Raw genomic sequence first — 14,006 nt, 5'->3', positions numbered from 1 at the left:
CTCGCGTGGTCATGTGCGGTACGGGTCGGCGGCGTCGCGCAACCCGTCGCCGAGGAAGTTCATGGAGAGGACGACGATCACGACGGCGACGCCTGGGAAGAGCAACCACGGTGCGGTGGAGACGGCGCGGACGTTCTGCGCCTCCTGCAGCAGGGCTCCCCAGCTGACCTCGGGAGCCTGTATCCCCAGGCCGAGGAAGGACAGCGCGGTCTCGGCGAGGATCATGCCGGGGATGGACAGGGTGAGCGACGCGATGAGATGGCTGCTGAACGACGGCAGCATGTGTCGGAAGATCACCCGTGGTGCCGACGAGCCGTCCAGCCGGGCGGCGGTGACGAACTCCTCCTGTCTCAGGGACAGGAAGCGCCCACGAACCACCCGCGCGAGGTCGGTCCAACCGATGATGGAGACGATGACGGTGATGGCGAAGTAGCGTTGCAGCGCATCCCAGTTCCCGGGGAGGGCAGCAGCGAGCCCGAGCCACAGCGGCAGGGTGGGGATGGACATGAAGAACTCGACGATGCGCTGGATGACGGTGTCGGTCTTGCCGCCGACGTAGCCGGAGATGCCGCCCAGCGTGACCCCGATGAGGAACGCCACGGCCACGCCGAGCAGACCGATGGACAGCGAGATCTTCGCCCCGTGGATGATCAGCGAGAGCACGTCGCGTCCGGTGCTGTCGGAACCGAGCAGGAACATGGGCTGATCAGGGTCTGCGGGACCGATGAGATGAATGTCCGTCTCGAACAGCCCCAGGAAGTTGTAGGGCTCACCGCGGACGAACAGGTGCACCGGGATGCGGGTGTCCTCGTCCTCCGTCCACGTGATCTCGAAGGTCTCGGGGTCCTGCTCGCTCTCGAGGCCGTTCACGTACAGGCCCAGGTCGATGTCCCCGTCTTCGTCGCGGGAGAAGAAGTGGAGTTGCTGGGGCGGGGCGTAGGTGTGGGGGGCGTTGCGGTAGTCGCTGGAGAATGGGGCGAGGAAGCTGCCGAAGAGCGCCACGAGGTAGAACAGGCCGGTGACCACGAGCCCGGCCATGGCCAGTCGGTGGCGGCGGAACGCCCGCCACACCAGCGCGCGCTGCGGGACGGCCGCCAGGTGCTCGGCGTCCGGGGCCGGGGTTTCGGTCGGCGTGCGCCTGCGGAGGATTCGTCCGGTGATGGTCATCGAGGCCTCCTCACGCCAGCCCGTAGCGGACTCGTGGGTCCAGCCAGGCGAGCGCGATGTCCGAGATGAGCGTGCCGACCACGGTCAGCGTGCTCACGATGAGAATGATCGAGCCGGCCAGGAACATGTCCTGGCTGGTCAGGGCGCGCACGAGCAGCGGCCCGGTGGTGGGCAGAGCGAGCACCTGGGCCACGATGACCTCGCCGGAGACCAGACCGGGGAGGACCCACCCGATGGTGGAGAAGAAGGGGTTGAGTGCGACCCGCAGTGGATACTTCAGCAGCAGTTTCCGCTCCGGAACGCCGCGCGCGCGGGCGGCGACGACGTAGGGCCGGCGGAGTTCGTCCAGCAGGTTGGCCCGCATGATCCGGATGAGGCCGGCCGTCCCGGAGGCGCCCAGCACGATGACCGGGACCCAGAGGTGCTGCAGCAGGTCCAGCAGCTTGCCGAGGTTCCATCCCGCGTCGGCGAACTCGGCGGAGAACAGTCCGCCGACGGGCTGGTCGAAGAAGGTGGCGCCAAGCCAGATCAGGATCAGGGCCAGCATGAAACTGGGGATGGCGAGGCCGAGGAAGCCGATGAAGGTGACCAGGTAGTCCCCGACCGAGTACTGCCGGACCGCGGAGTAGACGCCGATGGGCAGTGCGACGATCCAGGTGAACAGCAGGGTCGCGACCGCCAGGATCACTGTGGCCGGCAGCCGGTCGGCCAGCAGCTCGGACACCGGCTGGTTCCACTCGAAGGAGGTGCCGAAGTCTCCGTGGAGCAGGATGTTGCTCATCCACTTCCCGTACTGGACGACGAAGGGGTCGCCCAGGCCGTAACGTTCGCTGAGTGCGTCGACCTGGGCCTGGCTGACCGCCTGTCCGGACTGGGTGAGCCCCTGGACGTAGGTGGTCAGGTAGTCGCCCGGTGGCAGCTGGATGATCCAGAAGGCCACCACGGAGATCCCGAACAGCACGGGGATCATGTACAGGACGCGGCGCAGCAGATATCCGAGCATGCCCTCACGCCTCCTCGTAGTAGAACTGCTCGGGCCGCATCGGGCCGGGCGTGGGGTAGTAGAACGACACCGGGTAGTCCGCCGGGAAGTTCCGCAGCCGGTCGCTGATGATCGTGTAGGCCCGGGCTGGCAGGGCGACGCCGAAGTTGTAGAAGTCGTCCCTGGCGATGGCCAGGATGTCCCGCAACAGCGTGTACTGCCGTTCCGGGTCCAGCGTGGTCCGGATGCGGTCGTAGATCTCCATCTGGCGGCGCACCGAACGGGGTGGTTCCTCGCCCTCCGCACCGCCGGTCAGGTACCAGGTGGCCCACAGCGGTGCCCAGCTCGCCTCGTCGTTGAAGGGGAAGAAGAGCCTCGGGTCGTACAGGGCGTCCAGGAGCCCTCCGCCGGCGGTCCGCGCCGTCACGTCCAGCTCGTTGACGCCCTTGAGCTGGTAGAACAGCGAGCGGTCCATGACGCGCACCCGCATGTCGACCCCGATCCGGCGCCAGTAGCCGGCGATGAGGTCCAGTGTGTTGGCCTGGTCGGGCTGCTGGGTGACCACCGCGATCTCGAAGCGGAGGGCCCGGCCCGCGGCGGAGCGCCGGGTCCCTGAACCCGACCGCCGCAGCCCTGCCGCATCCAGCAGTTCCTCGGCCCTGGCCGGGTCGTACTCGGTGTACTGCTTGGCCATCTGCTCGTCGAAGAAGGGCGATTCCCGCCGGGGAGCGAGCTGCCATGGCTCCCCCTGGCGCTGGAACACCGCGGTGATGATCTCCTCACGGTTGATGGCGTGCGACAGCGCCACGCGGAAGTCCTTCAGGGCGAAGATCTCCCGAAGGCCGGCGTCCTTGGTGTTCTGGTTGAGGCAGATGGAGATCTGGTTCATCTCCGCGGTGACCGCGTCGACGAAGTGGTAGCCGCCCCGCTCGCGGCCGGCGGCCAGGACCGGCTTGTTGCGGATGGTGTAGATGTCGGACTGCGGGAACTCCACCTCCCCGTTGGCGGCCTTGATGAGCATGACCTCCGGGTCGCCGACGACATCGAACGTCACGCGGTCGATGTAGGGCAGTTGGCTGCCCTCCGGATCGACCTTCCAGTAGTACGGGTTGCGCTCCAGCACGACCTGGGCCCCTGTACCGAAAGGGCTCGTCACACACCAGGCACTCAGCGTGGGCAGATCCGGGTTCTGCCAGCGCGGCAGATCCCAGTAGCCCTGGCCCACCTTGGAGAAGAAGTAGTTGCCCCAGCTCGCGAAGCCGGCCTCCTCCGCCTCAGCGGCGACATCGGGGTTGTAGTCGGCGTGGTAGCGGGACAGATGGTGCTTGGGGTAAAGGGTGAACACATAGCCTTCGGGCGAGGCCAGGGACGACAGGAGCAGCCCGTTCGGCTGGGCGAAGGTCCACTGGAAGGTGTGGTCGTCCAGCTTCTCCAACTCGGCCGGGGCGCCCTCGCTCAGCATGAACGGCGGAGGAGCACCCATCAGGTCCGGGTTGCTCATCACGTCGTGGTAGGCGAAGAGGATGTCATCGGCCGTGAATGGGTGCCCGTCCGACCAGCGGGTACCGGGCCGCAGCCGGAAGGTGAACCGTCGTCCGCCGTCGCCGACCTCGACGCTCCGCGCGAGATCCGGCATGGGCCGGGTCCACTCGGGGTCCCACATCATCAGCGCGTCGTACGCGGTGTGGGTGTAGGCCTGGTAGATCGAGATGGCGCCGATCATCGCGGACCGGAACGTACCGCCGTAGCGGCCGATCCCCTCGACGGGCTCGACCACCGTCGGGCGCTCCGGCAGCCGCTCGCCCACCGGAGGCAGGTCGCCGGCGGCGACGCGTTCCGCGAGCATGGGCGCCTCGGGGCCCTTCGGCCCACGCTGAACAGGCGTCTGCGGCACATCGGGCTCGAGCGAGAGAGCCCCGCAACCGCTCAGGCCGCCCGCGGCCAACGTCGCCGCCGCGGCGCCTCCCCACCGCAGGACCGTTCTCCGATCCGTCATGTCTGCCCCTCCGATTCCGGTGCCGCACCTCGGCCCGGACGACGGGCGAGCCAGGACCTATTGAAACGATTCACAACGCCGAGAGCGAGGACGCCGTCGCGCCCAGACGCGTTCGATGTCGTGGAAATCTGTTTGAACCCGGAGTGTTACGCCGCGCCGGAGTCCACGTCAAGAGCCGTGAACGAAACCCGCGAGTCACTTCGTTGGCGAATCAATCGGACATTACCCATCGATATGGGCATTCGAGCCCGGTCCGCAGGCCCGTCCACCGTTGACAGGGTGCTAAAACCGGTTTAAGCATACTGACCGCACGACGGCAGCGGACGGCGCAGGACATCGAACCCCTAAGGACATCCCTCACATGACAGGCCTTGAGCCGACGACCACGGTCAACGACCCGCTGCGCATCCGGGTACCCCGCCCCGTTCCCGCGGTGCCGCTGGCTCTCCCCGACGCCCGGCAGGACGAGCGCTTCCGCGTGTTCGACCGATACGTAGCCCGTGACGGGCGGCCCTGGCTGCCCACCTTCGGCGAGTTCCACTACAGCCGCTACCGCGCGGACCTGTGGGAGCGCGAGCTACGGGCCATGGCCACGGCCGGGCTCACCGGCGTATCCAGCTACGTGTTCTGGAACCACCACCAGTCCGCCGAAGGCCCGCCGTGCTTCCAGGGCCGCTACGACCTGCGGCGGTTCGTATGTCAAGCGGCTGACGCGGGCCTTGTGGTCGCCGTCCGGATCGGCCCCTTCGTCCATGCCGAAGCCCGCTACGGAGGACTGCCCGACTGGATCGTCACCCGGCACGGCGCCGGGGTGCGGACCAACGCCCCGGCCTATCTCGCGGACGTCACGGCCTGGTACCGGGACATCGCCGACCAACTTGTCGGCCTCTACGCCGATGACGGCGGCCCCGTGGTGAGCATCCAGATCGACAACGAACTTCCGGGCGACGCACCGCATCTGCTGGCCCTGAAGCGGATCGCCCAGGGCGCCGGCATGACCACGCGGCTATGGACGGTCACCGGGTGGGGTGGAGTCGACCTGCCCGGCGACGAACTCATACCCATGTTCGGCGGCTACCCGGAGGCCGCATGGGAGGAGGCAGAGACGGGTCTGCCCCCCGGTTGCCTCATGCACTACTACTTCTCCCCCGCCCGCAACGACGACGGGATCGGCGCCGACCTACGCCCTCACACCCCTGCCGGCGTCGACGACGACGCCGCCCGGTTCCCGTTCCTCACCTGCGAGCTGGGCGCCGGCATGTCCCAGTCCTACCACCGGCGCCCGGTCGTGGACCCCCGCGACATCGGTGCGCTGGCGACCACGAAGCTCGGCAGCGGTGCCAACTGGCTGGGCTACTACATGTTCCACGGCGGCACGAACCCGGCCGAGGGCGGCTCTCCCGGGCTGCAGGAGTCGCACGCGACGGGCTACCCCAACGACGTGCCGGTGCTGTGCTACGACTTCCAGGCCCCCTTCGGCGAGACCGGCCATCCCCACCCCAGCCTCGGGGAACTTCGGCTGATCAACCTCTTCGCCCGGTACTACGGGCACCTGCTGGCGCCCCTGCCTCTGGTGCCGCCCGACACCGACGCCCCCTACAGCCACCGGCGGCTGCGCTGGGGGCTGCGGTCCGACGGTGTCCGCGGCTTCCTTTTCTTCAACAATCACGAGCCGCGGACGAGCCTGCCCGGCAGGACCGGCGTCACCTTCACCCTGGCTCTGCCGGACGGCGACGAGGTGTCCTTTCCGGACCGGCCCCTCACCATCCCGCCCCACGCCTACGGGATCTGGCCGATTCGCCTGCCACTCAGCGACGCGGTCCGGCTTGAGTGGGCGACGGTCCAGCCCGTGGCCGACGTGGTGCTCGCGGGGCGCAGGACGCACGTGTTCGCGGCCAGTCCCGGCATCCCCGCGTTGCTGGCCGTCACCCTCTCCGATGCGGCCGCACCGGGCGGGCGAGGGCCCGCGGTCGTCCACGAGGTCGCCCCGGGCCTTGAGTCGGTCACCACCATCCGGTCGCCAGACGGTTCTGAGCTCGATCTGCGAGTGCTCGGCGCCGACCAGGCCCGTCGCCTGTCCGTCGTCACGCTGCGGGGCCACGACCATCTCGTCCTCACCGGCGACAAGGTCATCACCGACCCGGCGGGGGCGTGGATCGAGCGCGACGGCAGCAGGACCGTCGCCCCGAAGCTCCTTCCGCCCCTGTCAGCGCCGCATCCGCCGACGGCGGCCGGCCCGCCCCGCTGGGACGCCGAGCAGCTGCCCGCACAGTGCCCCCCGGTGACACCCGGCGCAACCCGCAGCCGGGTCTCGCCCGGGCTCCCGCCGGCTCGGCGCGGCGGCCCGCACCGCAGGGCCAGTGCCCCGACCGCCGAGGACATGGAGACCTACGCGGCACGCTACGACGTGGCCCTCGACGCGCCCGACGCGCCCGAGGACGTGAAACTCACCATCATCTGGAACGGCGACGTGGGCTGGTTCCTCGTCGACGGAGACGTCGTCGCCGACCAGTTCTGGCACGGCCAGCCCTGGCGCGTCCGCATCCCCCATGCCCGGCTGCGGGACGGAAGCCGCTTCGAGCTGTGGCTGCTCCCACGCCCCGCCGGTCCCCAGACGTTCACCGTGCCGGGGCTCGGCCAGCAGCCGCACGACGCCGATCTGCTCACCTCGCTGGCCGCGACGCCGCTGGTCCTCACCCGAATCGGGAGCCTCTCCCCTCATGGCCGCTGACCGCCCCGCGCTCCGGGTCTACGCACTGCACGCGGACGGACGCACCGATCCGGTCGGGGTGGCGAGCCCTCGCCCGGTCCTGAGCTGGAAGCTCCGCGCCACCGATCGCGTGCCCGCCGCCGTTCATCTCGAACTCGCCAGCACCCGGGAGCTGCTGATCACAGAGCAGCCCGACGTCGGCCGGTTCTCCTTCCCCTTCACCAGCCTGGCACGGCTGCCCTGGCCGACCGATCCCCTGGCCAGCCGGGAGCGGCGCTGGTGGCGACTGCGGGCGGTCGACACCGAGGACCGGGCCGGCCCATGGAGCCCTCCCGCGGTGGTGGAGGCACCGTTGTGGAATACCGAGGACTGGCGCGCCCGCTGGATCACGCACCCCGCCTGGGCCGCGGGGCCCGGCACACCGCCGCCTGCGGCGCTGCCGGTCCTGCGCCACGATTTCCGCCTCGACGCGCCAGTACGCTCGGCACGCCTCTACCTGACCGGAGCCGGTGTCGTCGTGCCGTCGCTGAACGGCACGGACGCCATCGCGGGCCGTCTCGAACCCGGCCACTCCAGCCAGAGCAAACGGCTCCCGGCCAGCGCATGGGACGTGACCCGCGCACTCCGCCCGGGCGTGAACGTCCTAGCCCTCCAGCTCGGAACGGGCACCGCGTTCATCGAGCCGATCCCCGGCCGGTACACCAAACTCACCCGGGATGTCCTGCGGCCCCAGGTCCTGGCCCAGCTGGAAATCGTGACGGCGGACGGCGGCTCGGTGTGCGTGGGCACAGGCCCGCAGTGGCTGGCCACACTCGGCGGCACCACGGTCGGGCACTGGTACGGCGGCGAGGATCACGACGCCCGTGTCCTCGCCCCGGGCTGGGACGAACCCGGATTCGACACGTCCTCCTGGGTCCCGGCGGCGCCGCTTCCGGCCCCGCAGGCCAGCCCCTGGTGGCGGCGAAGCCCTGCGGTGACGGTCACCGAAACGCTCGCCCCGACCGCGGTGACACGGCTTCCGGACGGGGCGACCGTGGTCGACTTCGGTGTCAACGCGGCCGGCTGGCCCGTGCTCCGCGTCGACCCGGCCCCGGCGGGGCGCACCATCACCCTCACGCCGTCGGAACTACTCACCGACGACGGCCGTGCGGACCAGTCGACGACAGGCGGGCCGACCTGGGACAGCTACACGACCGACGGCGACAATGCCCAGTGGCATCCGCGCTTCGGCTACCACGGATGCCGATACGTCCAGGCGAAGGGTCTGTCGGCCGACGAGGCGGCCCGGATGCGCTTTGAGGTGCTGCGGGCCGGCAACGAGAGGGTCGGATCGTTCACCACGGATGACCACTTCCTCGCGGCGCTCCACCGTGTCATCGACAGAGCGGTGCAGAGCAACATGTCCAGTGTCTTCACCGACTGTCCGCATCGGGAGAAACTCGGCTGGCTCGAACAGCTCTACCTCAACTTCGAGGTCCTAGCGCGCAACTACGACGTCCAGGCCCACCTCACCGACGCTGTGCTGCAGATGATCGACGCGCAGACGGACAGCGGTCTGGTGCCGAGCATCGCCCCGGAATACGTCGTCTTCGACATCGATGAGGTCGACGGCGACCGGACCGCCTTCCGCGACGACCCCAACTGGGGCCGGGCTCTCATCGAAGTGCCCTGGCGGCTGTACCGGACCTACGGGGACGAGGAGGTGCTGCGGGCGGTCTGGCCGGCGATCCAGCGCTACCTGGGGTATCTCGGCAGCCGGGCCAGCGGCCACCTGCTCGACCATGGCCTGGGAGACTGGATCGCCCTGGACCGTTCCACCCCTCGCGCGTTGGTCGCCACCTCCGGCTACGCCGACGCCGTCGGCACCGCCGCCCGGATCGCCACCGTCCTCGGGGAAAACGACAGGACCACGGAACTCCTGGCGCACGAAACCGCCGTGCGCCGTGCACTCCGGCGGCGCTTCCACGACGCCGCGACCGGAACCTGGGGCAGCGGCAGCCAGGGCAGCTTCGCACTGGGCCTCGCCTCGCAGACACTCAGCACCCACGAGTACGCATGCTCCTTCGCCGGGCTGCTGGCCTCCGTGGAGGCCGCCCAGGGGCACATCACCGTGGGCGAGAACACACTGCCCGCCCTGATCCGCGCCCTCACCGACAACGGCCACGCGGATCTGCTCAACGAGATGATCCGGCGCGTCGACGGACCGGGATACGGGCATCAGATCGCCTCGGGGGTGACCGCGCTCACCGAGTCCTGGCAGGGCCCGGCCGGACCTGCCGGACAGGGTTCGCAGAACCACTTCATGCTCGGCATGATCGACGAATGGATCCTGGGTGACGTCGTGGGCCTACGCCAGGCACCCGACTCCGTCGGCTGGCGGCGGGTCGCGATCCAACCCCGTTTCCTCGCCGGTGTCGGGGCCGCACGGGCCACGTTCGACTCGCCACAGGGTCTGGTCACCGTCGCCTGGGCCACGGGTCCGGACGCCGCGGTCGAGGTCGAACTCCCGGCCGGTGTCACCGGCACGCTGCGGCTCCCGGGTAACCTCGTCTCGCCTGGTAACCGTCCGAACGTCGACCTCAGCGGGGGAAGGGTGCGGATCCCGTTCCAGGACGCGGCGGCGCTCCGCTCAGCAGGATGACCGCGCGACGACCATCTCGGCGCCGACGGACGGGAAACATGGCAGACCCCGAGGGCTACACGAAGCCACGCCCGAGGCGACGCGGCACCGCGCCCACCATCGCCGACGTCGCCCGTGCCGCCGGCGTCTCGAAAGGCACCGTTTCCCGTGTGCTCAACGGCCGGGACTGGGTGAGCCCTTCGACCCGTGCCCGAGTACACCAGGCAATGACGGACATCGGCTTCGTCGCCAACGCCACCGCTCGCTCCCTCGCCACCCGACGCACCGGCAACATCGCCTTCATCCTCGGTACCGCCCCCACCCACCTCTTCGAGGACCCCAACTACGCGGTGCTGCTCCAGGTCGCCTCCGAGGAACTGGCCAGGCAGGACCACGCACTCATCCTGCTCACCGCCGGGACGGCCGCCGAACGGCACCGCGCCGCCCGCTTCGTGTGCGGCGGCCACGTCGACGGCGTCCTGTTCGTTTCTCCTCGCGAGGAGCAGGCGGACGACCTGATCGCTCTGCTGCGGACGCAGCCGGTGCCCGTGATCGTCTGCGGCCGGCCCTTCGTCCACGGCGATCCACTGCCGTTCGTGGCCACGAACGACCGGAGCGGTGCGGCAGATCTCGGCCGGCACTTCCGCACCCGCGGCTACCGGCGCGTCGGGGTCATCGCGGGCCACCTGAACACCGTCGGGGCGCAGGCTCGTGTCCAGGCGTTCACCGAGGCGGCCGACGGGATCACCCGGCCCGAGTGGCTGGTGGAGGCCGGCGAGTACTCCCGACAGGCCGGCGCGAACGCCATGCTGCAACTCCTCGCCCAGGCCCCAGGGCTGGACGCGGTTTTCGCCACGTCCGATCTGCTCGCCGAGGGAGCCATCGACGTGATCAAGCAGGCGCAACTCCGCATTCCCGACGACATCGCCGTGGCCGGGTTCGACGACTCGGCCATCGCCCAGCGCGTCTCGCCCCCGCTCACCACGGTGCGCCAGTCCGTCACAGCCGTGGCCAGGGAAATGGTCAGGCAGCTGGCCGCCGGAATACGCGGCGAACCGCCGCGCACGGTCTGGGTCGACACCGAACTCATCGTCCGCGCCTCCGCGTGACGCGGATCCGGCAGCAGATGACTCCCCTGTGTCACTGACGCCGCTACGTCCCCGGGCGAGGGCCGGCCAGGCGACGCACGTTGCCTGCGAGCCGAACAGCACCCGATCAGGGCCGAAGAACTCCAGCGTGCAGCACAAGGCCTGCGCGGCGCCAAGGAGCGCGAGGTCGACTGAGGACATCCGGAGGTAGTCCAGCGGGTGCCTGGGGAGCCGGCGACGTCCTCGCGCTGGTGGTCGAGGTCCAGCGGTCGGGTCAGGGAGGTGACGGAGGGCACGGCCGAGACGGCCGAGTCCCGACACAGCGCGCGCCCCGCGGAGCCGAGCCGGATCGCCGCGGCGACCAGGTCCGGATCGTCGTCGACGAACAGACGCTGTCGTCGGAGGCAGGCCCAGCGCGGTGCTGGCGTGGTGGTCCCATGCATCCCGAGTCCGGCAGGTAGGTGGGGCAGGTCGGGCCGGACACGTCTCCTTCATTGTCAGGAACGGGTCATGTCGCTACGCTTGCAACGTTGCAATACCTCTCGCCTGCCCGCTCCGAGGCGGCCCCGATGAGCCGCATTTCCCCCCCGTCCAAGGAGACACGATGACTTCTGGCACGCCTGCACGAGAACGAAGACGGTCAACAAGAGGCCCTCGTACCGGCCGTGGGAGGCTGTCCTTGGCCGGGGCCGCGATGGCGGCCCTGACGATGCTCCTGAGTCTGGTCAGTGCCGCGCCGGCCAGCGCCGCGCCGGCCACGCTCGTCAGCGCGGCCTCCGGCCGCTGCCTGGACGTCGTCGGCAACAGCCAGACGCCCGGCACCGAGGTCGGCATCTACGACTGCAACAGCCAGGCCAACCAGCAATGGGAGTTCGTGGGCGGCTCACTGCGCACGTTCGGCGGCACCCGCTGCCTGGACGCGGTGAACGGCGGTACCGCGGCCGGCACACAGCTGGTCATCTGGAACTGCAACGGGCAGGCCAACCAGCGCTTCACCCTGCGCGGCGACGGAAGCATCCTGAGCGAACAATCCGGCCTGTGTGTGGACGTGGTCGGCGGGGCAACCGCCAACAGCACCCGCGTCGCCCTGTGGGGCTGCAACGGCCAGGCCAACCAACGGTGGACGGTCGGCGGTGGCGGCACGCCGGGCGACTGCACCGTATCGCCCGTCAATCCCGACGCCACTCCTCAAGCCCGTGCGGTGCTGTGCTACATCCGCAGCCAGTACGGCAACCACATCCTCTCCGGCCAGCAGGAATCGACCTGGATCGGCGGACCGGAGTACGAGATGAACCACATCTACAACAACACCGGCAGGTACCCCGCGATCCGCAGTCTGGACCGCGGTGACTCCCCCGACTTCGCCTCGCGGGCCATCGCCTGGTGGAACGCGGGCGGCATCCCCATGGTCGGCTACCACATGGGCGCTCCCACCTTCCCCGACGGCTACGACGGCTCCCGCCAGCGGGTCGACATCAACCGGGTACTGACCCCCGGCACGGCCGAGTACCAGTCGTTCATCAGCCGTCTGGACGGCGTCTCGGCCCAGCTCCAGCAGTTGGAGAACGCCGGTGCGGCCGTGATCTGGCGGCCCTATCACGAGGCCGGTGGCACCTGGTTCTGGTGGAGCATGGAGGGCGGCAGCCAGTACAACCGGCTGTGGCGCTTCACCTACGACTACATGACCAACGTCAAGGGCCTGGACAACCTCATCTGGCTGCACGGCTTCAACGGCGAGCCCAACAGCGCCTTCTACCCCGGCAGCCAGTACGTGGACATCGGCGGCGCCGACACCTACGCCGGTGACGGCAACTACGACCCCCTGAAGGCGATGTTCGACCGGACGTACGCCGTCGTCGGGCCCTCCCGGCCGATCGCCCTGCACGAGAACGGCCCGATCCCCGATCCGGCGCGGCTGCAGTCCTCCGGGGCCAGGTGGGTGCTGTTCAACACCTGGCACGGCAACCACCTGACGGTGAGCAACTCCACCAGCCACCTGCGGTACGTCTACAACCACGCCTACGTCATCACCCGCGACGAACTGCCCGACTTCGGCTGACCACCGGCGTACGGCCGATCGGTGGGCGACGTGTGCGGCCCCCTGCCCCGAGCCGGGCAGGGGGCCGCACACACGCCACCGTGCCGGGCCGGGCGGGCCGCGGCCCCCGTGGGCAGGGGGAATCGTGGCCACCGTCGGCTAGGCTGATCGCGCTGCCGCGTGCCACACCTGCGGCGGAGGGCGAGGAGGAGAGATCCAGTGCAGGCGGGCGAGGGTATCCGTCGGGCCAGCATCCGGCAGGTCGCCGCGGCAGCGGGCGTGTCGATGTCCACCGTCAGCAACGTGCTGAACAATCCACACCGCGTGCTCGCGTCGACCCGGCGGCGGGTCGAGGAGGCGATGGAGCAGGTCGGCTACGTGCGCAACAGCGCGGCCAGGCAACTCCGCGGTGCCCGCAGTCGGGTGATCGGCTGCATCGTGCCCAACACCGCCAACCCCTTCTACGCGGCGCTGGCCCGTGGCATGGAGGACCGCCTGGCCGAAGCCGGATGCGTCCTGATCCAGTGCAGCACGGACGCGCAGAGTGAGCGCGAGGCCCGCTACCTGCACATCCTCCAGGAACAGGATGTCGGCGGCATCATGGTCAGCCCGGTGAGCGTCGGACTGGAACGTCTGCTGAAGGTCCGCGGGCGCGGCACCCCCATCGTGCTGTTGGACCGCGAACGCGACCACACCGACCTCTGCGCCGCCAGCGTCGACAACGTCGCGGGCGGCGAGCTGGCCGCTCAGCACCTGCTCGGTCTCGGCCACCGGCGGCTTGCCTACATACGCGCGGAGAAGACGGTGCCCAGCATCAGTGACCGTGCCAAGGGCATCGACAAGGCCCTGCGGTCCGCCGGCCTGGACCCGGCCACCGCCCTGATGGAGGTGCGCGTCACGCCGGCCGCCGCCGCCGTCGTCGCCTCCGAGGCGATGGCCGGCATCCTGGCGCGCGAGGAGCGCCCCACGGGTGTCATCTGTTTCAACGACGACACCGCGCTGGCGCTTCTTCGGGGCCTTAGGCAGCATGGCATCCGCGTGCCCTCGGAGATGTCCGTCGTCGGCTATGACGACGTGGACTTCGCGGCCGAACTCTCCCCGAGCCTGACCACCGTTCGGCAGCCTACCTATCAGCTCGGGCACGCGGCCGCGGATCTGCTGCTCTCCGAGTACCGCTCCGCTCACACGCATCAGCAGTTGCTCTTCAGACCCGAGTTGGTCGTCCGCGACTCCACGCGGGCGCCGCGGGAGTGAGGAGGCCCGCCGCCCGCCTGGCGGGCTCCTAATTCGTGAGTAGGCGGTTCCAGGCCGACCTCGTCAGGGGCCGCTGGATTGACTGATGTAGACGGGTTTCGCGGTGGCCGCGTGGGCGCCGGATGGACTCCTGAGTTCTCCCGGCCCGCTG

Annotated in this window: 8 protein-coding genes; 5 read left to right on the top strand and 3 right to left on the bottom strand. The window is 69.8% G+C overall.

What is annotated here, in order from left to right; all coding sequences use genetic code 11:
* Positions 1–9: 9 nt before the first annotated feature.
* Genes ABGB06_RS37630 through ABGB06_RS37620 form a run of 3 tightly spaced genes read right to left on the bottom strand, consistent with a single transcriptional unit; the run spans position 10 to position 3,995 of the window.
* Positions 10–1,167, bottom strand: a complete 1,158-nt coding sequence (locus ABGB06_RS37630) for an ABC transporter permease (protein ID WP_347599560.1) — start codon at positions 1,165–1,167, stop codon at positions 10–12.
* A 10-nt stretch (positions 1,168–1,177) separates the two neighbouring features.
* A complete protein-coding gene (locus ABGB06_RS37625; RefSeq protein ID WP_347599557.1) occupies positions 1,178–2,170 on the bottom strand; it encodes an ABC transporter permease in 993 nt (330 codons plus the stop codon).
* A 4-nt stretch (positions 2,171–2,174) separates the two neighbouring features.
* On the bottom strand, positions 2,175–3,995 hold the full coding sequence (locus tag ABGB06_RS37620) for an ABC transporter substrate-binding protein (protein WP_347599554.1): 1,821 nt from the start codon (positions 3,993–3,995) through the stop codon (positions 2,175–2,177).
* A gap of 511 nt (positions 3,996–4,506) precedes the next feature.
* Here ABGB06_RS37620 and ABGB06_RS37615 point away from each other — a divergent pair.
* The 5 genes from ABGB06_RS37615 (at position 4,507) to ABGB06_RS37595 (ending at position 13,855) form a co-directional block, all read left to right on the top strand.
* Complete coding sequence (locus ABGB06_RS37615; RefSeq protein WP_347599551.1) at positions 4,507–6,876, top strand: beta-galactosidase; 2,370 nt, start codon at positions 4,507–4,509, stop codon at positions 6,874–6,876.
* Positions 6,866–9,496 carry a family 78 glycoside hydrolase catalytic domain gene (locus ABGB06_RS37610; protein ID WP_347599548.1) on the top strand — a complete coding sequence of 877 codons (2,631 nt, stop codon included), beginning with the start codon at positions 6,866–6,868 and terminating at the stop codon, positions 9,494–9,496. The genes ABGB06_RS37615 and ABGB06_RS37610 overlap by 11 nt, the downstream gene beginning before the upstream one ends.
* Positions 9,497–9,534: 38 nt before the next feature.
* Positions 9,535–10,584 carry a LacI family DNA-binding transcriptional regulator gene (locus ABGB06_RS37605; RefSeq protein ID WP_347599545.1) on the top strand — a complete coding sequence of 350 codons (1,050 nt, stop codon included), beginning with the start codon at positions 9,535–9,537 and terminating at the stop codon, positions 10,582–10,584.
* A gap of 658 nt (positions 10,585–11,242) precedes the next feature.
* Positions 11,243–12,622 carry a glycosyl hydrolase gene (locus tag ABGB06_RS37600; RefSeq protein WP_347599542.1) on the top strand — a complete coding sequence of 460 codons (1,380 nt, stop codon included), beginning with the start codon at positions 11,243–11,245 and terminating at the stop codon, positions 12,620–12,622.
* Positions 12,623–12,820: 198 nt separating this feature from the next.
* A complete protein-coding gene (locus tag ABGB06_RS37595; RefSeq protein ID WP_347599539.1) occupies positions 12,821–13,855 on the top strand; it encodes a LacI family DNA-binding transcriptional regulator in 1,035 nt (344 codons plus the stop codon).
* Positions 13,856–14,006: the final 151 nt, after the last annotated feature.

Source organism: Streptomyces sp. B6B3 (assembly GCF_039871525.1).
In the GTDB taxonomy this organism is placed as follows: Bacteria; Actinomycetota; Actinomycetes; order Streptomycetales; family Streptomycetaceae; genus Streptomyces.
Note: the sequence above shows the minus strand (reverse complement) of the source record. Positions and strands in the feature narration are given on the sequence as shown.

Bases quoted from the DNA above. Each gene is read 5' to 3' on its own strand.
- ABGB06_RS37630 (WP_347599560.1), bottom strand. From the start codon at position 1,167: ATGACCATCACCGGACGAATCCTCCGCAGGCGCACGCCGACCGAAACC.
- ABGB06_RS37625 (WP_347599557.1), bottom strand. From the start codon at position 2,170: ATGCTCGGATATCTGCTGCGCCGCGTCCTGTACATGATCCCCGTGCTG.
- ABGB06_RS37620 (WP_347599554.1), bottom strand. From the start codon at position 3,995: ATGCTCGCGGAACGCGTCGCCGCCGGCGACCTGCCTCCGGTGGGCGAG.
- ABGB06_RS37615 (WP_347599551.1), top strand. From the start codon at position 4,507: ATGACAGGCCTTGAGCCGACGACCACGGTCAACGACCCGCTGCGCATC.
- ABGB06_RS37610 (WP_347599548.1), top strand. From the start codon at position 6,866: ATGGCCGCTGACCGCCCCGCGCTCCGGGTCTACGCACTGCACGCGGAC.
- ABGB06_RS37605 (WP_347599545.1), top strand. From the start codon at position 9,535: ATGGCAGACCCCGAGGGCTACACGAAGCCACGCCCGAGGCGACGCGGC.